Consider the following 18414-nt stretch of genomic DNA (forward strand, 5'->3'; position numbering starts at 1 on the left):
TCGACTTAGGCTGCAGTCGTGGAGGGGTTCGCACCGGGAATGGCTTTGACCGAAGGCGGTTCGTGTCGACACGACGCCTGCCCAATCGCGGTTCGTCCGACAATCCTTATTGTGAGGAGGAGGAGAGAGTTGAGAACCAAAATCAAGGCGTCGATTCTCGCACTGGCCGCGGGAATGCAGATGCTTGCTGCCGCGCATGGCGCCGAATTCGTTGGCTGGCTGGACAGGGGTGACGGCGGCGAGGCCTGGGCGCAAAACAAGGCCAAGCTTCAGACTTTCGGCGAATCTTTTGAAAGCTCGGAAGCCCTGTTCGAATTCCTGAAAGAGCATGCTGGCGGCGGCGACAAGCTCACTTGGGAGGACATGAAGAAGCCGGAATACGACTGGTCCGGCATCTTTACGCGGACTCGCGGCGGTCTCTCCTTCGATCCGGACGTCAAGGCAGACGTGTTGACGGCTAAGCTCACGCCCGAAGGAACAGCGGCCCGCCAGGCCAAGATCGACAATATAAAAAAGCACGGTGGCGAGTACGATCCGATCTCGGATTGCCGCCCGCCTGGGCACCCGCGCTGGGCCAGCGAGCCGTTTCTTCACGAATATATCGTGACGCCTGGCCAGACCTGGCTGATCAACGAGATGGTGAACGACGTCCGCCGCGTCTACACGGATGGCCGTGAGCACACGCCCGAGGAGGACGCCTATCCGAGTTGGAATGGCGACACGATCGGCTTCTGGGACGGCGATGTGCTGGTAACCCACACCAAATACCTGATGCCGGGTCAGTATCAGCGCGGCACCCAGCCGAACTATTCAGATCAGGTTCAGGTCGTCGAACGCTATCGAAAGACGGCGCATAACACGCTCGAGGCTGACTATTGGGTGTTCGACCCCGTCAATCTCGCCGAGCCCTGGTACACGCGCCAGAGCTGGGTCGAACTCGAAAATGAGGATCACTTCCTCCGCATCCGCTACTGGGATTGTCGTGAGAACAGCAACAACGCAATCACGGCGACCTCTGACGGATCCAGCCAGTTCACAGACTTCGACTTCGTCAAGGACGACGCAGCGGTAAGTTCGGACCCGAACATCAAGAATCTGAAGAAATAGCGGCCGTCAAAGATGAGGAGCCTGGTTATGAAGCTAAGATATCCGGCAATGAGCGCCGCGCTCGCGGTGGTCGTTGCCTCTCCGGCCATCGCGCACCATTCGGCCGCCATGTTCGACAATGAAAAGCTCGTGGAGGTCAAAGGCGTCGTCAAGGAGTTCCAATACACCAATCCGCATTCGTGGCTTCTCGTCGATGTGACTGACGAGGCCGGCAAGGTAACGACCTGGGGCTTCGAGGCGGAAGGCCCAAGCACTCTCATGCGCGCCGGCATCCGCAAGAGCCTGCTGCCGCCCGGAACCGAGATCACCATCCGCGGAAACCCCATGCGCGACGGTCGCCCAGGAGCGGCTTGGGTGGATGCGGTGGTGAACGGTCAAGCCATCAACCCGCGCAATGGCTTCGCGGTAAAGCCTGCGGGACAGTAATTTTATCAGGAGAGGGCGATCCGACCAGCCGCCCCTCCTCTTATTCTCCGGTAACCCGACATGATGGAATTCGCGACCTGGCTTTCTGGCACGGGCATAAGCCGCCTGATTCAGAGCCGCCTCTGGATAATTCCCACCCTTCAGAGCATCCATATCCTGGCGATAGCCTGTGTCCTTTCCTCGACGCTGTTCATCAATCTGCGCCTTCTGCGCCGGGTCGAGCGCGCCCACTCTCTCGAAGAAACAGCCCAGCGCTTTCTGCCGTGGATCTGGTGGGCGCTGGGTGTTCTGGTGCTTACAGGCGCCCTGCTCGTCGTAGGCGAACCAGTCCGCGAGCTGACCAGCATACCCTTCTGGATCAAGATGGTGCTTATCCTGATCGGCGCGTCGGGCACCTTATGGTTTCAGGGCACGTTGAAAGCACCTGAGGCAAGTTGGGAACTTGCCCTGTCGAAAACGCGCGTCCGGTTATTTGCCTTCGGCACTTTCCTGCTTTGGTGTGCTGTCATCACGGCCGGTCGGCTTATCGCCTATGTCTGAGCCTTTCAGCTCCGCAACTTCTGCAATCCTGGGAAGCCTCTGATGGACATTTGGAGCATTCTGAGCTCGTTGGAGACGACGCGCATCGGCGAGTTCATACAATTGTCGGACTGGGCCTTCCCGGCCGTAGAAGTCGTGCACGTCATCGCCATCGTGCTGGTCTATGGAGTAATCGCGATTGTCGATCTCCGGTTGTTGGGGCTGGCTGGCCGCGCCCGTCGATACGCCGATCTGGCGTCGGACAGCCTCCATTTGGTCTGGATCGCCTTCTTCCTGGCTGTCGTCACTGGAACGCTGATGTTCGTGGCACAGGCGACCGCCTATGCGAAGAATCCGTTCTTCCTCACGAAGATGGTTTTCATCGTGCTAGCCGGCATAAACATGCTCGTTATGGAGTTCGTTATCTCTCGCACCCACAACGAGTGGGGTGACGGCCAGCGAAGCATTCCGCTTTCCGCTCGGCTATGCGGTGCCCTATCGCTCAGCTTCTGGACGGTGGTCGTCGTTTGTGGCCGCTGGATCGGATTTACGATGTTCAATGTGCCTTTCTAGGCCTCGAGCGGAAAGGCGGAAAAGTGGAACCGCTCATGCTTTCCCGCGCGGTTGCGTGGCAGCCAGTCTTTGCAGATCAGGAAAGACACCTGTCCAGATTTGCGACCGTCGTAGCAATTGGTTCAAGTGCGCCTGAGAGGGGACCGGGATGAAAGCAAAGATGACACTCGCGGCGACAATGCTGGCCGGATTGGCCGTAGTGCCGGCACTTGCACAGTTCACGCAACAGCGATCGGGTTTCGCGCCGGGGCAAACGGATCCGTTCGACTCGATCCTGGCACGTCGTATCGTGATGACAACCCTGGGCCGCCAGAACGATCAAGTTCACGACATCATCGATGGTCCGGGAGAAGCCGAAGAGGCCGCCGCCCGCTTGCGGCTCGATAATATCGGCGTCTTTCTCCTTGGCATCCCGGAGATGTTTCCCGAAGGCTCCTACGTCTACTCGAAGGAGTTGGAAGAGGAGGACCCCTCCCGCGTCACCACCGCACTGCCTCAGCTCTGGGAGAATTGGGACGACTTCTACACACGTAGCCTCGTCGCCGCTGAAACCGCCTATCGCGCCGGACGGGCGGCCAGTTGGGAAGAACTCGTGCGCCTGACCGAAGACCTCGAGGGACAGTGCGAATCCTGCCACAATGAGTATCGGCAAAATCCGGAACCCATCAAATTCCCTCCCGAGCCTGCCCAATGAATCTACGCGGCCGGCAACACGTACTATTCAGAAATACCTAAAAGCATGTCGCCCAAAAGTGCGCAGCGGTTTTGGGATAACGACAAGCGAAAAAAAACACTTAAAGCGTGTCGGCCGATTGTCGGCGACACGCTTTAAGCGGTCGTCGCACCGAAGCCGCTACGTTTAGTTCCGTTTCGACTTGCGGTATGCGGCGGGCGTTGCTGAAAACTCCCGGCGGAACAGCCGCGTCAGGTGCTCCTGGTGAGAGAAGCCGCATTCGAACGCGATCTCGGCGATGGACTCGTTGGTTTTCTCCAGGAGATCGCGCGCCTTCTCCACGCGCAGCCGGATGAGATAACGATGCGGCGGTTGGCCGACTTCCGCTCGAAACAGCCGGGCGATATGACTGGGACTTCGATTGGTCGCTTTTGCAATGTCCTCCAGGTTGATGGCCTGATCGATATTGTCGTTCATGTATTCGATCGCCGTCGATACCGGTGCTGACAGCAGGCCGCCCCCGCTCTCGCTACGGGTGGCGCGCAGACGGCGCCCGGAATATCGTCGCACAAGATGCGAAGCGATCGCCCGCGCAAGATGGTCCGAGAACAGTTCCGAGCCGACCCCAAAATAATCGAGTGCGCCGGCAGCCGCCTCCAAGAGGCCATGCAAACAACGATCGGACTCAAGGATTTCGGACGGGATTTCGATGTGACACGGGTCACCATCGACCAGTTCCGAAGAAACTTCCTCGATGATCGCGTTGCGTATGTAGACATGGACGGTCTCCAGCAGGTTCGCAAGCCGCACGCCGAATTCCAGACCCGCGGGAATCAGGTGGATCCCGCCTGGAGGAACGACATGGCTTCCAGCAGCCCCGCAGAGCCGATCGACGCGGGCGGGGCCGTTCCGGTGAAGAACGATCAACTGATCCTTCGCAGGGTCGAATACTCCCTGGAACGGCGCTTCCCTTTGAACTGACACGTAGAGCGAGGTCCAGCGCAGATCGTCGCTGCTGGCACGGATCTGTGCAGTGGGCTCCATGAGCATGCCATGCGTTTCCTTTACGCTGAATGGCCGCAATACAGGCATCTATGTCTCCTCCTCTTTGCCCCGCCTGCGGCACTCCCCCGAAACTGCGCCCTAACAAGCGATATCCGCCCAGATGTGTCTTCGCCTCCTGAGACTTTGCGTTCCTGTCCTCCTCCGCTGCTCGCGAGATGCTCTACGAATTGCCTGCGGCCCGGTTCCTGCTGCCCTGCCCTTCTCTTGCCAGCACGAAATCGTGCTCGACCTCCCAGAAAGGCGATTTGAACTCGAGTTGGCGCGCGCGCGCGGCATCGTCCACGTGACGAAACTCTGCCAAAAGGCTTTCCTTTACTCCGAACACTGCATCGGAATTGATGTAGGGGTCGTCGGGATCGAAGATGTGGGTCGTGAGGGTCTCGTATCCTTCGGCCTTGATGATGTAGTGGAGATGTGCAGGGCGGTAGGGATGGCGACCGAGCGCGGCGAGCAGCTTGCCGACTGTCCCGTCGTCGGGGATCGGATAATATTTCGGCTTTACTGCCCGGAACCAATATTTCCCGTCGAATGCGGTCCGAAACACGCCACGCAGGTTGAAGTCGGGCTGGATGCCCTTCTGCTGGACATCGTAGAAACCCTCGTCATTGGCCTGCCAGACATCGAGCACGGCGCCCTCGATCGGTTTGCCGTCGGTATCGAGAATGCGGCCGGAGATCACCATGTCCTCGCCCTTGTGGTCGAGGCATATGTTGGCGCCCATCGGCAGCTCCGGTGCGTCCGCAACGTGGAACGGCCCGAGCACGGTGCTTTCGGAAGCCCCTGAAGGCTTACGGTTGTTGATCGCGTCGACCAGCATCGACACGCCGAGCACGTCGGAAAGCAGAATGAACTCCTGCCGCCACTCGTTGCAGAGATGGCCGGTCCCGGTCAGGAACATGATCGCCTTGAACCATTCCTCCTGGGTCGGCTCGAGCTCCTTCACCGCCTCGTGCAGCTTGCGCGTGACGACCTCCATCACCTGTTTCAGTCGCTCGTCGCCGGCGTTCCTGTTGCGGCCGGTCACCACCTCGACCGAATTCTCTTCGGTGAAGAACCCTTTCTCGTGAGTGTTCATGGCAAGCCTCACAGCGCCAGGACGGATTGCAGGACGCGGCCGAGTTCCGCGACGGGGTCGGCGGCGATCGTTTCCCTGCGCCAGCAGACGTGCTGGTCCGGCCGGGTGAGCACGATGCCGCTGTCGCGTACTTCGCGCAGCCGGGCCCAGTCCCCCGTCAGGTCCTGCCATTCCTGGCGCGGGCCAATGACATGGACTGTGATGTCGATGCCGAGCTCCCTGCCGAGCAGCTTCGCCGCATCCACCCAGCCCTTGCCGCCGATACCGGTGAAGACCGTGAAACGGCCCTTGCCGCAGAGATCGAGTGTCGAAACTTTTGCGCCGCGCTCGCCGAACAGCCAGGCATGCGGCAGGCGCGCGCCGGGCCATGTCGTCGGGTGGTAATGCAACTCATGATCCCTCTCGAATTCCGGCTCCTCCTGGCCGTCGGCGATGATCGCCTCCGACCTGTAGCGGTGGTTCATCTCCACGCCATGCGCGTCGAACTCGTAGACCTTGGCGGCGATCGTCTCGCGGATCTTCCTTCGCTGCTCCTCAGCCGCCGGCGTGTCGTCGCAGCGCGCATCCATGTTCTGCTGCATCTTCACCGGATCGATGGAATCGAGCAGCCCGAGCGCCTTGAAGATCGGCCCGAACTCGTCGATCGACTTGTTGGCGCGCGTGACGATCTGCTTGGCGATCGGCGCGCGCTCGAGCTGATAGCTGTCGAGCAGCTTGGGTCCGGCCTTGCCTTTCAGCACATAGGCGAGCTTCCAGGCGAGATTGAACGCGTCCTGGATCGAGGTGTTGGAGCCGAGCCCGTTGGACGGCGGATGGCGGTGCGTGGCGTCGCCCATGCAGAAGACGCGGCCATTCGACATGGTCGTCGCGTACATGTTGTTGACGGTCCAGGTCGACACCGACTGAATGTCCACCTCCAGCTCCGGATCGCCGACGAGGTCGCGCGCCACCTTCGTCGCGAAGGCTTCGTCGACTTCCGGAGCCGGCTGATTGATGTCGTAGCCCCACACGATCAGCCATTCGTTCCATGGCCGGACCATGCGCACCAGCCCCATGCCGATGCCGCCGACATCGGCGCCGGGCTGCACCACCCAGTAGAGCACGGAGGGACGATGCGCGACGTATCGGGAGAGATCGGCCTTGAACAGGATGTTCATGGAACCGCCGACGCCCATCCTGCCTTCGAACTGCAGCTTGGCGTCCTCGGCGACCTTCGAGTTGCCGCCGTCGGCGCCGACGAGATATTTCGAGCGGACCGTGAATTCCTTGCCGGTGAGGCGGTCGAGGCAGGTGGTGGTGACACCGTCCTCGTCCTGCGAGTGGTTGAGATATTCCGTCGACATGCGTGCCTGCGTCCCGCGCGAGCAAGCCGTCTTGAACAGAAGCGGCTCCATGAAGGTCTGCGGCAGGTCGTTCATGTGCGAGGGCGAGGAAAGCAGGTGCTCGGCGCGGCTCAGCGGATGCTTGCCCCAGCTCTTCATGCGGCCGATCTCCTCGCCGGCGAGCGAGGTGCAGAACACGTTTTCGCCCATCAGGTCCTGTTGCGTGGCGAAGAGGTAGGCCTCGTCCTCGACCTCCCGGCCAAGATCGCGCAGCACCTCCATCGTGCGCTGGTTGGTGATATGCGCGCGCGGCGTGTTGGCGAGCCACCGATAACGGTTGATCACCATGTTCTCGACGCCGTAGGTGGCGAGCAGCGCGGCACAGGCCGAGCCGGCCGGGCCCGTGCCGATGATGAGAATATCGGTTTCGATGTCAGCCATGCGGCCCTCCCTTGTCATTTCACTGGCCCTGGACGTTCACACATCCAGGGCGCCTCAATCGCCGGTGCGGCCCATCCGGGCCGCTTGGCTTTCGCGCTAACAAGCGCGGCGCGCGGTCGCGCGCTCCAACGGTCAATCTTATTGACCGTTGGCATCAGTCGATGGCCCGCCGGTCAGGATTCGCCGGACGGGAAAGAGCTGGATCCCGGTGCGATCGGCGAAGAGACCCCACAGCCCGCGCGGCGCGAAGAGCATGACCAGGATGCCGATCAATCCGAGGATGAGCAGATACCAGGAGCCGTAATCGGCCAGCAGGTTCTGCAGCAGGTAGAACACGATCACGCCGACGATCGGCCCTTCGATCGTGCCGATGCCGCCGATAACGACGATGAAGATCACATAGGCTGTCCAGTCGGTGACGGAGAAGGCGGCGTCGGGCGAGATGCGCGCCTTCTGGACATAGATCAGCGCGCCGGCGAGCCCGGTGATGAAGCCGGCCACGAGATAAACGACCGACTTCATCCAGCGCGGATCGACGCCGACCGCGCGCGCCGCCTCCTGGTTGTCGCGCATCGCTGCAAGGCCCAGCCCCTGCCGCGAGCGGAGCAGCCTGTAGATGAAGCCGATCGTTGCGACGGCCAGCAGCAGCGCCACCCAATAGCAGACGACGTCGACGGCTTGCGAGGAACGCATGCCGAACAGGTCCCCGACCCCCTGGACGCCCCACATGCCGCGCGCGGCACCTGAGGGCAGCGAGGTTCCCGTGCCGCCGCCGAGCGCCTTCCATTGCGCGAGCGACAAACGGACGACCTCGGCGATCACCCATGTCCCGATAGCGAAATAGGCGCCCTGCAGGCGGAACACGAAGAAGCCCGTTGGGACGGCGAGAAGCGCCGCGGCCACGCCGCCGAGAAGGATGCCTATGATTGGGTCGAGGCCAAGCAGGATGACTGCCGCGAACATGGCGTAGGCGCCGAAGCCGACGAAGGCCTGCTGGCCGACCGAGACCAGCCCGGCATAGCCGGCGAGCAGATTCCAGCTCTGCGCCAGCACGAGCATCGTCAGGATGAAGAAGAGGTCCTGGAGGATCGAACGTGACACGAAGAGCGGCGCGGCGAAGCCGACGAGCAATGCCGCCGCCGCAATCAGCAGAAAGACCGACGAGGCGCGCGTGCGGGTCTCGACCTTCCAGTTGGGGAGCGTTTGCACGGTCATCAGTCCACCGCCCGGGGAAAAAGCCCGCGCGGCCTGACGAGCAGCACGAGGAGGAAAGCGACGTGGCCGGCCAGGATTTGCCATTCCGGATCGATCGACGCTCCGACTGTCTGCGCCACCCCGATGATGACGCCGCCGGCCAGCGTTCCCCAGAACGAGCCGAGGCCGCCGATGATGACCGCCTCGAAGGCATAGATCAGCCGGGCCGGGCCGATGGTCGGATCGAAATTGGCGCGGGTGCCGAGATAGAGCGCCGCGATGGTGACCACGACCATCGCCAGCCCCGTCGCGGTAGCGAAGATGCGGTCGGGACGGATGCCCATCAGTCCGGCCGTGACCCGATCGTCCGACGTCGCGCGGAAGGCGCGGCCGAGCGCCGTGCGGTAGAACAGAAGGTTGAGCCCCACGATGACGGCGATCGCGGAGACGAAGGTGAGCAGCGGCATTGTGCCGACGGCAACCGGCCCGAGCTGCAGCGACGCCGTTTCCAGCGCGCCCGCCGAGATCCGTCGGCTGTCGGCCGAGAAGGTTTCGAGAAGCGCGTTCTGGATGACGATCGACAGCCCGAAGGTGACGAGAAGCGGCGGCAGGATGTCGGTGCCCAGAGTGCGATTCAGCACAACATATTGCAGCGCCCAGCCAAGGGCGAACATGATCGGCGCGGCCACGAGGACGGCGACGAACGGGTCGAGCCCCAGCGCCGAGACCAGCACCAGCACCAGGAAGGCCGCCAGGACGATCAGGTCGCCATGGGCGAGATTGACGAGCCGCATGATGCCGAAGACGAGGCTCAGGCCCGCGGCGAAGAGCGCGTAGAGCCCGCCGAGCAGGATGCCCTGGACGATCGTGTCGATAAGGCTCATCGCGCGCTCGCTCCGAAATAGGCGGCATGGATATCCTGCCGGCTGATCGAGGCCGGCGTGCCCGCGAGCGTCACGCGGCCTTCCATCATGCAATAGATCCTGTCCGCGACCTTCAGCGCCTGGCCGATATCCTGCTCGACGATCACGATCGAGGCGCCGGATGCTCTGATCCTGGGAAACGCGGCGTAGATGTCCCTTATGACGACCGGCGCCAGGCCGAGGCTGATCTCGTCGCAGAGCAGCACGCGCGGGTTCGACATCAGCGCCCGCCCGATCGCCACCATCTGCTGTTGGCCGCCCGACAGCGCCGTGCCGGGATTGTTGCGCCTCTCCCTGAGCACCGGAAACAAATCGTAGATCGCATCGAGCGACCAGGCGCCCTCGACCGAACGGCCGTAGCGGCCGATCAGGAGATTCTCTTCCACCGAAAGCGATGGGAAGAGCTTGCGTCCCTCCGGCACCATCGCGATGCCAAGCGCGACCACGTCCGGCGCGGGCAGCGCGCCGATCGCGCAGCCCTCGAACAGCACCTGCCCCGGCTCATTGGCGAGCACGCCCGAGATCGAACGCATCAGCGTCGACTTGCCGGCCCCGTTGGCGCCGATGATGGCAACGGTCTCACCCGCTTCGAGCCGGGTGTCGACGCCGAACAGCGCCTGGAAGTCGCCGTAGAAGGCCGTCAGCCCGTTGGTTTCGAGGAGCGGCATTAGACTTCGAGGCTCCGGGACGACCCCTCATCCGACCGCTTCGCGGCCACCTTCTCCCACAAGGGGAGAAGGGAAGTCTGGCCGCTACACCGAAGCCAATCGCCAGCGCTGGCGATTGGCAGAAGCCGAGATGCCAAGCTCCCCCTTCTCCCCTTGTGGGAGAAGGTGGCCTCGCAAAGCGAGGCCGGATGAGGGGTCGTCGGGTCTCGAATGATGGCCAGCATCACACCTCGATCCCCAGATAGATCTCCCGCACCGCCTTCGACGCCATGATCTCCTCCGGCTTGCCGATGCCGATCACCTTGCCGAAATCGAGCACGAGCAGCCGGCTCACCACGGCGTTGAGCGCATGCAGCACATGCTCGACCCAGATGATCGAGGCGCCGCGCCGGTGGATCGTGCGGATCGTCTCGACGAGCTCGCCGCATTCCCCCTCCGTCAGCCCGCCGGCGATCTCGTCGAGCAGGAGCACTTTCGGTTCGGTGGCGAGCGCGCGGGCGAGCTCCAGGCGCTTGCGCTGCAGGAGGCTCAGGCTTCCCGCCGGCTCATTGGCGCGGCGGGCGAGGCCTGTTTCGACGAGGATCTCCGCGCACCTGTCGGCGACATCGCTCTCGGCCTTCCGGGACCCGAAGGCGCCCGCCACCAGCAGGTTTTCGAAGACGGTGAGCTTCTCGAAGGGCTGCGGGATCTGGAAGGTGCGCCCGATGCCCGCCAGGCAGCGCGCCATCGGTGGCTGGCGGGTGACATCGGCGCCGTCGAACACGACGCTGCCCGCATCGACGCCGATATTGCCGGTGATCAGGTTGAACAGCGTCGACTTGCCGGCGCCGTTCGGGCCGATGATGCCCAATGCCTCGCCCTTCTCCAGCGAGAACGACACCGCCTGCGCGACCTTCAGCGCGCCGAAACTCTTCGAGACGTTGTCGAGGGCGAGGATGGCGCTCACGCGATCGGCTCCATCGTGCCGCCGGTCGGGATGTTCGGAGCCGTCTTGTTGTCGGTGATGACGAGGTCGTAGCCGCCGCCGTCCTTCAGGCGCCACTGACCACCGACCAGCGGCGTCTTGGCGACGTTCTTCGCGGCGAAGGGCGGCAGGTTGGCGCCGTCCCAGGCGACCGTGCCGACGATGGTGTCGAGCTTGGTCGCGGCGATCGCCTCGATCACCGCCGCTGCATCCGTGGGATCGGCTCGCTTCATCACATCCGCCGCGACCTCGAACAGCGCATGCACGAAGCCGATCGGCTGCGTCCAGGGCCGGTTGGTCGCTTTGGTGAAGCCTTCCGCGAGTTGTCCCGAGCTCTCCCCTGTCAGCGACGACTTGAAGGGGTGGTTCGGCGACCACCAGACTTCCGAGGAGAGATTGTGGCCCGCCTTGCCCAAGGCCTCCACCGCCTGCGGGAAGAGGATGGCCTTGCCGATCGACGCGATCTTCGGCTTGAAGCCCTGCTGCTGGGCCTGGTTCCAGAAGGTGGTGAAGTCCGGCGGTATCATGACGCCGGTGATGATCTCGCACTCGGCCGACTTGAAGGCATTGATCTGCGCGGAGAAATCGTCGGTTAGGTTCTGGTAGCGGCCGGGATCGGTAAGCGTGAATCCGGCCTTCTCCAGCACCGGCGGGAAGCCGACGACCTTGTCGCCCCAGGCATTGCCGTCGCCGTCATTGGGGAAGAGGCCGCCCACCTTCTTGTTGGTCTCGATCTGTGCCCACATGTTGGTGAAGACGGCGATGACATCCTCGAGGCCCCAGAAGAAATGGAAGGTGCTGTTGAACGGCTTCCACGAGGCGGGATCGCCGGGATTGCCCTGCTGGCCGATGAACCAGGGCTGCCACGGCGCCACCGTGGAAATGCAGGGCACCTCCTCGGCTTCGCAAGTGGTGGCGACGGGATTGGTCGTCTCCGGAGTCGAGGCGACCAGCATGAGGTTCACTTCGTCATTGACGATCAGTTCCTTGGCCACTTCCGCGGCGCGGTTGGGGTTCGACTGGCTGTCCTTGACGACGACCTCGTAATTGAGGCCCGCGGCCTTCGTGGCCGCCATGAAACCGTCGATGATGAATTTGTCGGCCTCCGCGAAGGCGGCCAGCGGTCCGCTCTGCGGACTGACATAGCCGAGCTTTACGGCGGCGCCTTGGGCGATCGCGGGCATGGCGAGGCCGGAGGTTCCGGCGAGCACGCCAGTCGCGGCGGCATGCTTCAGCAATTCGCGTCTTGTGATCATATCTTCCCTCCCATTGTTAGCTACATTTCGGGCCGCGAGCCCTCCCAGGCCTCCTGCAGGAGCAAGCGGATCGAGGCGCGGTCGATCGGCCGCGGATTCGGATAGGGGTTGGCCGTGGCAATCTCAGCGGCGCGATCGAGATCGGCTTCGATGAGGCCGAAATCCTTCAGGCTCGTCGGCGCGCCGATGGCCGCGGCGAATTCGTAGAGAGCCTGGCCTGCCGAACCGCCGAAAATGTCGGCCACCGGCTGCAGAAGCTCCGGCGTCGCAGCTGCGTTGAAGCCGATCGTGTGCGGCAGCATCACCGCATGGGTCTCGGCATGCGGCGTGTTGAAGGAGCCGCCGAGCACGTGGCAGATCTTGTGATGCAGCGCCATGGTGATCTGGCCGAGCACCGTGCCGCAGAGCCACGCGCCGTAGAGCGCCTTCTCCCGTGCCTCGATATTGCCGGGCTGGGCCACGATGCCGGGAAGCGCTTCCTTCAATGCGCGCATGCCCTCGGCCGCCATCAGCGTGGCGATGGGGTTCCTGTCCACCGCATAGAGGCCCTCGGCGGCATGGGCGATCGCATTGAGCCCGCTGTTCACGCTCATGCCGACGGGCAGACCGAGCGTCAGCTCGGCATCATAGATGACCACCTCGGGCAGGACCTTCGGGCTGCGCAGCGTCGTCTTGGCGCCGCCCTCCGTCTGGCCGAGGATCGGCGTCACCTCCGACCCCGCATAGGTCGTCGGGATGACGATCTGGACGATGTCGGTGCGATAGGCCATCGCCTTGCCGAGGCCGGTCGTCGAACCGCCGCCGAGCGAGACGACGCAGTCGGCCTCCAGTTCCTTCGCGCGGACCAGCGCCTCTTCGGTAACCTCGACCGGCGTGTGCATGACCGCGCCGGAAAACACCCCGACGGCCAGCGCGCCGAGCCGCCCGGCCAGAGCTTCGGCGTCTCCCGCTTGCTGAGGCGTCGACAAGATCAGCGCCCGCCGGCAGCCGGAGGCCTCGACCCATTCGCCGGCGCGCGCGCTGGCGCCTCGGCCGAAGACGATGCGGGACGCGCTGCCTTGATAGGAGAAGTCCAGCGTCATGCCGCCCTCTCCTTTCTTGCGCGCACCATCACGAAGGTGAAATCGAGCGACCACTGTTTGCCGTCCCATCCGAACGCGCCGACGAGTTCCTGCTTGACGCCGAAGAGAGCGTCCTCGCCGAGATGCGGATCGCTGCCGTCATAGATATGGGTGCTGATGGTTTCGAAACCGTCCGCCCGGATAAGGAAATGAAGATGGGCCGGACGGCGCAGCGGATAGCCGATGCGGCCCAGCATCTGCCCGACCGGGCCGTCGCCGGGCACGGCGTAGCCGCACGGCTTGACTGTGCGGTAGTGGAACGCCCCATCCGCCCCCGTCGTGAAGACGCCACGCAGATTGAACTCCGGCTGCAGGTCCGGTTGCTGGTTCTCGTAGACGCCTTGGGCGTTGGCCTGCCAGGTTTCGATCGTTGCGCCGGCGATCGGGTGGCCGTCGAGATCCCTCACCCAGGCGCGCACCTCCAGTGGCTCGCCGACCCCGTCGAGCGAGATGCTCGCGCCGAGCGGCAGCCGCGGGGCGTCGCCGCGGTAGAAGGGGCCGCGCACAGTATTGGGCGTGGCGCCTTTCGGCCGTTTCGAATTGATCTCCTCGACCAGCGCCGTGACGCCTAGCAGATCGGAAAGGAGCGCCCATTCCTGTCGGCGATGATCACTTGCGTGACCGACCTCGGTCAGGAACTCGATCGCCTGGCGCCAGTCGACGGCGGAGGGTTTCGTCTCCTTCACCAGGCGGTGCAGATGTTCCACGGCGGCGACGAGAAACTGAGGCAAGCGGCCATCCGCGCCGTTCCTCAGGCGCTCAGCGACGATCTCTGCCGAATTGCTTTCGCTGAACGACGGCGCTGCCATCCCGCTTCCTCCCATGCCACCGACATTACCCGGAGTTTGCGTAGCGGTTGATGATTTCTGGATCGATTAATATAACAGATCGCTATGAAGCTGGACGAACGTCATCTCATTCAATTGGCCGCCGTGGTACAGGCGGGAGGCGTGACGGAAGGCGCGGCGCTGCTCGGGCTTACCCAGCCTGCCGTCTCGCGCACGCTCGCCATGCTGGAAAAGCGCGTGGGCGAGCCTCTCTTCGTCAAGGGGCGCAGACCGCTTCAGCCGACGCCGCTCGGCCGCGCGCTGGCCGATCATGGCCAGGTGATGCTCACCGCCTCGCGCAAGGCATCCGAGATCGTCGATGGCTTCCGCCACGGCCGGGCCGGGCTGGTGCGGGTCGCCGGCACACCCTTTTTCGTGGACTCCCTGATCTCCGGCATGATCGCCGAATTCCAGAACCGGTTCCCCGACATACGCGTCGACCAGAGCTACGGCTATCTGCCGGAGCTGCGCGCCGCTCTGAACGCCGACCGCGTCGATCTCGCCATCTGCCCCATCGACATATTGGAGGAAGGCTCCGGCATGGAATTCCAGGAGATCCTGCCGGGCCGCAACGTGGTCGCCTGTCGCACGACTCATCCCCTTCTCATGCGGCGCAGGCTCGATCCAGCCGAGCTGCTCGACTATCCCTGGATCGCGCCGCCTCCAGGAAGCCCGCTGCTTGCCGATCTCAAGAGCCTGGTGCTGTCGCTCGGCGCGACCGAGATCAAGATCCGCTACGCCGGCGGTTCGCTGACCAGCGCCATGAACTACATGAAGGCAAGCGATGCGCTAACCGTCCTGCCGCACGGCGCCGTCTTCGCCTTCCGCAACGAAAAGACGATCACGGCGCTGCCGGTCAACATCCCGCATCCCGAACGGGCGCTGGGCCTGCTCCGCCGCGCCGACCGTCTGCGCGCCCCCGCCGTCGACGCCTTCGCCGCGCATATAAGCAAGAGCTTCGAGACGCTGAGACATCTGATCAAGCGTCACGAGCAGGCGGTCGTGTGGGGGGCTTAGGAAAGCTGGCGGGAGGCGGAGCCCTAGCGGGGCCTGTGCTCGTCAGCGAGGACAACCGTTTCCGACAAACCTTGGGCGTTGATCTGCCGACCTGCATGTCGGGGGAGTGCGGACGGAGCGACTGTCATACTAGTATTTCAAGGAGAACGACCAGGCTTTGAAGGAACGACCGCTCCGCACTGAAAACCGGCCTTGGGCCAACTGAGAAGTTGCCAGGCAATGTACCCATCGCAGTCAAGTGATTAGTCGCGGCTGTACAGCGACGAGTTGTGTCAATGACATGGACCAAGAGCCAACTTTACCCAGGGGCAGATTCGCCCTTTAGTTGCCGCTCCTGAATCGTGAACTCGGCGCGGGGGGCTCCAGCATCAGAGGAGGCTCACGAGAATGCCTTTCAAATTGTTTCAGAGATGTGCGCCGCCCATGCAAACGCGGTGCACCAAACTGAAATTGTTGGCCGCCGCTGCAACGTGTGCGGCAATTAGCGGCCTCGTCGCACCAGCGACGGCACAGGAAGGTTCAAACTGGCCGGAGGCATCGACTCCATCGGTGCTGCCGCGTCCCGACTTCCACTTCCCCGGTAACGTCGGTCGTACTATCGAGGACTCAGACGCGCCGCAGTTCCCGCAGCCGGTGCAGGCGCCGCAGGGCGCGCCTAACGTCGTGCTGATCCTGCTTGACGACGCGGGCTACGGCCAGTTCTCAACTTTCGGCGGCGGCATCACGTCGCCAACCATGGACGCGCTCGCTGCCGAAGGCCTGCGCTATACCCGGTTCCACACCACGGCACTCTGTTCTCCGACACGCGCGGCGCTTATCACTGGGCGCAATCATCACTCTGCCGGGACAGGCGTCATCGGCGAAGCCGCGACCGGGTATGACGGCTACACGTCGATCATTCCGAAGAGCGCCGGTACGATCGGCGAGGTGCTGCGCCAGAACGGCTACATGACCGCCTGGATCGGCAAGAACCACAACACGCCGGCCTGGGAAGGCAGCGCGGCCGGCCCCTTCGATCGCTGGGCCAACGGCCTCGGCTTCGACTATTTCTACGGCTTCAACGCCGGCGACATGAACCATTGGAACCCGGTCCTTTACGAAAATCGCAATCTCGTGCCGGCATCGGACGATCCCGACTATTACATGACGACCGACTTCGCAGACAAAGCCATTGCCTGGACCCGCAAGGTCAAGACCATCGCGCCAGAACGGCCGTTCTTCCTCTATGTCGCCCCGGGCGCGACCCACTCGCCGCACCAGGTGCCGGCGGAATGGATCAAGCCGTTCGAGGGCAAATTCAGCGAGGGCTGGGATGCCTACCGCGAACACACGCTCGCGCGGCAGAAGGAGCTCGGGGTGGTGCCGGAGAACACCGACCTAACGGTCCGCTCCAAGGGGCTGCCGGCCTGGGACACACTCAACGATGACCAGAAGCGGCTCTATGCCCGGATGATGGAGGTCTTTGCCGGGTACGGCGCCAACGTCGACCATGAGATGGGACGGATCATCGAGGCGGTGAAAGCGCTGCCCGGCGCCGACAACACCATCTTCATCTATATCGCTGGCGACAATGGCTCGAGCGCAGAGGGCGGGCTCGAAGGATCGACCAATGAGAACCTGTTTTTCAATGGGTTCCCTGAGACCTGGCAGGAGAACATCAAGGTCATCGACGAGCTTGGCGGGCCGAAGCACTTCAATCACTTCCCGTCCGCCTGGGCGCACGCCATGGACACGCCGTTTCAGTGGACCAAGCAGGTGGCGAGCCACTTCGGCGGTACCCGCAATCCGATGATTGTTTCATGGCCTGGCAAGATCACCGACACGGGCGGCGTGCGGGACCAGTTCACCCACACGATCGACATCGTGCCTACGCTCTACGAGATTATCGGCATCACCCCGCCGGAAGAACTGAACGGCGTGACCCAGAAGCCGATCGAGGGCACGAGTTTCGCTGCCAGCCTGCTCAATGCCGATGCGCCGGAGCACCGGACCAAGCAGTACTTCGAGCTTCTCGGCAATCGCGGGATGTATCAGGATGGCTGGATGGCGTCGGCACCGGCCTCCGCCCCCTGGATCTCGATCCGTGAACAATATGATCCCGACACGCAGAAATGGGAGCTTTACAACGTTGAGAAGGACTTCTCCCAGGCCCACGACTTGGCTGCGGAGAACCCGGAGAAACTTCGCCAACTCCAGGATCTCTGGTGGGCCGAGGCGGCACGCAACAACGTTCTCCCACTCGACGGCCGCGCGGTGGAGCGGCTGAATGCCGAGGCGATGGGTCGACCGGTCCTGTCAGGCAACGCAACCAGCTTCACCTATTATCCCGGTCAGGTTGGCCTGGCGGCCGATGCGTCCCCGCGCGTCCTCAACAAGTCCTGGACGATAACCGCGAACATCGAAGTGCCCGAAGGCAGCGCGGACGGTATGATCGTGACGCAGGGCGGACTGGTGGGCGGTTATGGGCTTTATGTGCGCGACGGCAAGCCTACCTTCGTCTACAACTACCTGGCGCTCGACCGGCCAACGATCGCGGGCGCCAATCCGCTGCCAACGGGTAAAGTGAAGCTTGAAGTCGACTTCGATTATCATGGCGCCGCCGGCGAGGTCGGCAAAGGGGCGACGGTGACGCTCAAGGTCAACGGCGCCGAAGTGGCGAAGGGCCAGATTTTGAAGACTATCCCGATCCAGATGTCGCTCGGAGAGGGACTGGACGTCGGCATGGACGTCGGCTCGGCGGTCGACTTCACCTATCAGCTGCCGTTCCGGTTCTCCGGGTCGATAGCGAGCGTTACTATCGCACTAAGATAGACGTCAATCGCGCGACGCCTGAGCGGCCTTCGGACCGCTCTTGCCGTTGCTCGACCTGGCAACTTTGCATATGCGGGGAACAACGCTCGTCCGCAATCCTTCTGTTTCGACAGGAGATCGAACGTGCAGTTACCTGTCCGCTTGGGTCCACCATCAGAACACGAACGAATATCTGGAGAGGACTCCCCGGGATGACTTTGCGGTCGATGTCCGTCGCCGGAGAAACATTGAACTCCGCCTTTCCAACGTGATTCAAGCGGCCGTCCTCGACAGCCGTCTGGCTCTCGAAGCCCCGGTTCCGGTATTTTTCGGGGCCACGGATCGTGACACAACCTTGTGCCTTGTGATGGTGGGACGCAGCTCCATCTTATGAATCTCGAGATAGCGGTTTGCTATCGTCCACAAAATCGTCCAAATCGGCTTGAATCATCA

18 protein-coding genes are annotated in these 18414 nt (G+C 63.0%); 8 read left to right on the plus strand and 10 right to left on the minus strand.

Annotated features, from left to right (window positions below; genetic code table 11):
- The first annotated feature begins 45 nt into the window (after positions 1 to 45).
- The 5 genes from ACCO56_RS20345 (at position 46) to ACCO56_RS20365 (ending at position 3319) form a co-directional block, all read left to right on the plus strand.
- Positions 46 to 1107, plus strand: coding sequence for a hypothetical protein (locus tag ACCO56_RS20345; protein WP_433642666.1), 1062 nt, complete (start codon positions 46 to 48; stop codon positions 1105 to 1107).
- A gap of 27 nt (positions 1108 to 1134) precedes the next feature.
- Positions 1135 to 1533: a DUF6152 family protein gene (locus ACCO56_RS20350; protein WP_433642667.1), complete on the plus strand. Its 399-nt coding sequence runs from the start codon at positions 1135 to 1137 to the stop codon at positions 1531 to 1533.
- Positions 1534 to 1593: 60 nt separating this feature from the next.
- On the plus strand, positions 1594 to 2073 hold the full coding sequence (locus ACCO56_RS20355) for a DUF6644 family protein (RefSeq protein ID WP_433642668.1): 480 nt from the start codon (positions 1594 to 1596) through the stop codon (positions 2071 to 2073).
- A 42-nt stretch (positions 2074 to 2115) separates the two neighbouring features.
- Positions 2116 to 2625 (plus strand): DUF6644 family protein, encoded by a 510-nt coding sequence (locus ACCO56_RS20360; RefSeq protein ID WP_433642669.1) that lies wholly within the window; start codon positions 2116 to 2118, stop codon positions 2623 to 2625.
- A gap of 160 nt (positions 2626 to 2785) precedes the next feature.
- Positions 2786 to 3319 carry a cytochrome c gene (locus ACCO56_RS20365; protein ID WP_433642670.1) on the plus strand — a complete coding sequence of 178 codons (534 nt, stop codon included), beginning with the start codon at positions 2786 to 2788 and terminating at the stop codon, positions 3317 to 3319.
- 165 nt (positions 3320 to 3484) lie between these two features.
- Here the strand turns inward: ACCO56_RS20365 and ACCO56_RS20370 are convergent, their stop codons facing one another.
- Positions 3485 to 3958 carry a helix-turn-helix domain-containing protein gene (locus ACCO56_RS20370; protein WP_433642671.1) on the minus strand — a complete coding sequence of 158 codons (474 nt, stop codon included), beginning with the start codon at positions 3956 to 3958 and terminating at the stop codon, positions 3485 to 3487.
- A 6-nt stretch (positions 3959 to 3964) separates the two neighbouring features.
- Between ACCO56_RS20370 and ACCO56_RS20375 the strand changes: the two genes are divergently transcribed.
- Positions 3965 to 4279, plus strand: coding sequence for a hypothetical protein (locus ACCO56_RS20375; protein WP_433642672.1), 315 nt, complete (start codon positions 3965 to 3967; stop codon positions 4277 to 4279).
- 244 nt (positions 4280 to 4523) lie between these two features.
- Here ACCO56_RS20375 and ACCO56_RS20380 read toward each other — a convergent pair whose 3' ends face one another.
- The 9 genes from ACCO56_RS20380 to ACCO56_RS20420 all read right to left on the minus strand — a co-directional run bounded on the left by ACCO56_RS20380 (position 4524) and on the right by ACCO56_RS20420 (position 14136).
- A complete protein-coding gene (locus ACCO56_RS20380; RefSeq protein WP_433642673.1) occupies positions 4524 to 5438 on the minus strand; it encodes an intradiol ring-cleavage dioxygenase in 915 nt (304 codons plus the stop codon).
- 8 nt (positions 5439 to 5446) lie between these two features.
- Positions 5447 to 7201, minus strand: a complete 1755-nt coding sequence (locus ACCO56_RS20385) for an FAD-dependent oxidoreductase (protein ID WP_433642674.1) — start codon at positions 7199 to 7201, stop codon at positions 5447 to 5449.
- 138 nt (positions 7202 to 7339) lie between these two features.
- Entirely contained in the window at positions 7340 to 8416 is a 1077-nt protein-coding gene (locus tag ACCO56_RS20390; protein ID WP_433642675.1) for a branched-chain amino acid ABC transporter permease, read from the minus strand.
- Positions 8416 to 9279: a branched-chain amino acid ABC transporter permease gene (locus ACCO56_RS20395; RefSeq protein ID WP_433642676.1), complete on the minus strand. Its 864-nt coding sequence runs from the start codon at positions 9277 to 9279 to the stop codon at positions 8416 to 8418. Before ACCO56_RS20395 ends, ACCO56_RS20390 begins: the two co-directional genes overlap by 1 nt.
- A complete protein-coding gene (locus ACCO56_RS20400; protein ID WP_433642677.1) occupies positions 9276 to 9986 on the minus strand; it encodes an ABC transporter ATP-binding protein in 711 nt (236 codons plus the stop codon). Before ACCO56_RS20400 ends, ACCO56_RS20395 begins: the two co-directional genes overlap by 4 nt.
- Positions 9987 to 10209: 223 nt before the next feature.
- Positions 10210 to 10932, minus strand: coding sequence for an ABC transporter ATP-binding protein (locus ACCO56_RS20405; protein WP_433642678.1), 723 nt, complete (start codon positions 10930 to 10932; stop codon positions 10210 to 10212).
- Positions 10929 to 12206, minus strand: a complete 1278-nt coding sequence (locus ACCO56_RS20410) for an ABC transporter substrate-binding protein (RefSeq protein ID WP_433642679.1) — start codon at positions 12204 to 12206, stop codon at positions 10929 to 10931. The genes ACCO56_RS20405 and ACCO56_RS20410 overlap by 4 nt, the downstream gene beginning before the upstream one ends.
- 20 nt (positions 12207 to 12226) lie before the next feature.
- Entirely contained in the window at positions 12227 to 13288 is a 1062-nt protein-coding gene (locus ACCO56_RS20415; protein ID WP_433642680.1) for a maleylacetate reductase, read from the minus strand.
- On the minus strand, positions 13285 to 14136 hold the full coding sequence (locus tag ACCO56_RS20420) for a dioxygenase (RefSeq protein WP_433642681.1): 852 nt from the start codon (positions 14134 to 14136) through the stop codon (positions 13285 to 13287). Before ACCO56_RS20420 ends, ACCO56_RS20415 begins: the two co-directional genes overlap by 4 nt.
- Positions 14137 to 14220: 84 nt before the next feature.
- On the opposite strand from ACCO56_RS20420, the gene ACCO56_RS20425 reads away from it, so the two are divergent.
- Both ACCO56_RS20425 and ACCO56_RS20430 read left to right on the plus strand, forming a co-directional pair.
- On the plus strand, positions 14221 to 15171 hold the full coding sequence (locus ACCO56_RS20425; RefSeq protein WP_433642682.1) for a LysR family transcriptional regulator: 951 nt from the start codon (positions 14221 to 14223) through the stop codon (positions 15169 to 15171).
- A 549-nt stretch (positions 15172 to 15720) separates the two neighbouring features.
- Positions 15721 to 17982 carry an arylsulfatase gene (locus ACCO56_RS20430; RefSeq protein WP_433642683.1) on the plus strand — a complete coding sequence of 754 codons (2262 nt, stop codon included), beginning with the start codon at positions 15721 to 15723 and terminating at the stop codon, positions 17980 to 17982.
- Positions 17983 to 18414 lie beyond the last annotated feature (432 nt).

Source organism: Mesorhizobium sp. 1B3, assembly GCF_050958605.1.
GTDB lineage: Bacteria > Pseudomonadota > Alphaproteobacteria > Rhizobiales > Rhizobiaceae.

What these genes read in the sequence shown, in the direction of transcription:
- ACCO56_RS20350 (WP_433642667.1), top strand. Translation starts at nt 1,135, where the DNA reads ATGAAGCTAAGATATCCGGCAATGAGCGCCGCGCTCGCGGTGGTCGTT.
- ACCO56_RS20355 (WP_433642668.1), top strand. Translation starts at nt 1,594, where the DNA reads ATGATGGAATTCGCGACCTGGCTTTCTGGCACGGGCATAAGCCGCCTG.
- ACCO56_RS20360 (WP_433642669.1), top strand. Translation starts at nt 2,116, where the DNA reads ATGGACATTTGGAGCATTCTGAGCTCGTTGGAGACGACGCGCATCGGC.
- ACCO56_RS20365 (WP_433642670.1), top strand. Translation starts at nt 2,786, where the DNA reads ATGACACTCGCGGCGACAATGCTGGCCGGATTGGCCGTAGTGCCGGCA.
- ACCO56_RS20375 (WP_433642672.1), top strand. Translation starts at nt 3,965, where the DNA reads ATGCAAACAACGATCGGACTCAAGGATTTCGGACGGGATTTCGATGTG.
- ACCO56_RS20380 (WP_433642673.1), bottom strand. Translation starts at nt 5,438, where the DNA reads ATGAACACTCACGAGAAAGGGTTCTTCACCGAAGAGAATTCGGTCGAG.
- ACCO56_RS20385 (WP_433642674.1), bottom strand. Translation starts at nt 7,201, where the DNA reads ATGGCTGACATCGAAACCGATATTCTCATCATCGGCACGGGCCCGGCC.
- ACCO56_RS20390 (WP_433642675.1), bottom strand. Translation starts at nt 8,416, where the DNA reads ATGACCGTGCAAACGCTCCCCAACTGGAAGGTCGAGACCCGCACGCGC.
- ACCO56_RS20395 (WP_433642676.1), bottom strand. Translation starts at nt 9,279, where the DNA reads ATGAGCCTTATCGACACGATCGTCCAGGGCATCCTGCTCGGCGGGCTC.
- ACCO56_RS20400 (WP_433642677.1), bottom strand. Translation starts at nt 9,986, where the DNA reads ATGCCGCTCCTCGAAACCAACGGGCTGACGGCCTTCTACGGCGACTTC.
- ACCO56_RS20410 (WP_433642679.1), bottom strand. Translation starts at nt 12,206, where the DNA reads ATGATCACAAGACGCGAATTGCTGAAGCATGCCGCCGCGACTGGCGTG.
- ACCO56_RS20415 (WP_433642680.1), bottom strand. Translation starts at nt 13,288, where the DNA reads ATGACGCTGGACTTCTCCTATCAAGGCAGCGCGTCCCGCATCGTCTTC.
- ACCO56_RS20420 (WP_433642681.1), bottom strand. Translation starts at nt 14,136, where the DNA reads ATGGCAGCGCCGTCGTTCAGCGAAAGCAATTCGGCAGAGATCGTCGCT.
- ACCO56_RS20425 (WP_433642682.1), top strand. Translation starts at nt 14,221, where the DNA reads ATGAAGCTGGACGAACGTCATCTCATTCAATTGGCCGCCGTGGTACAG.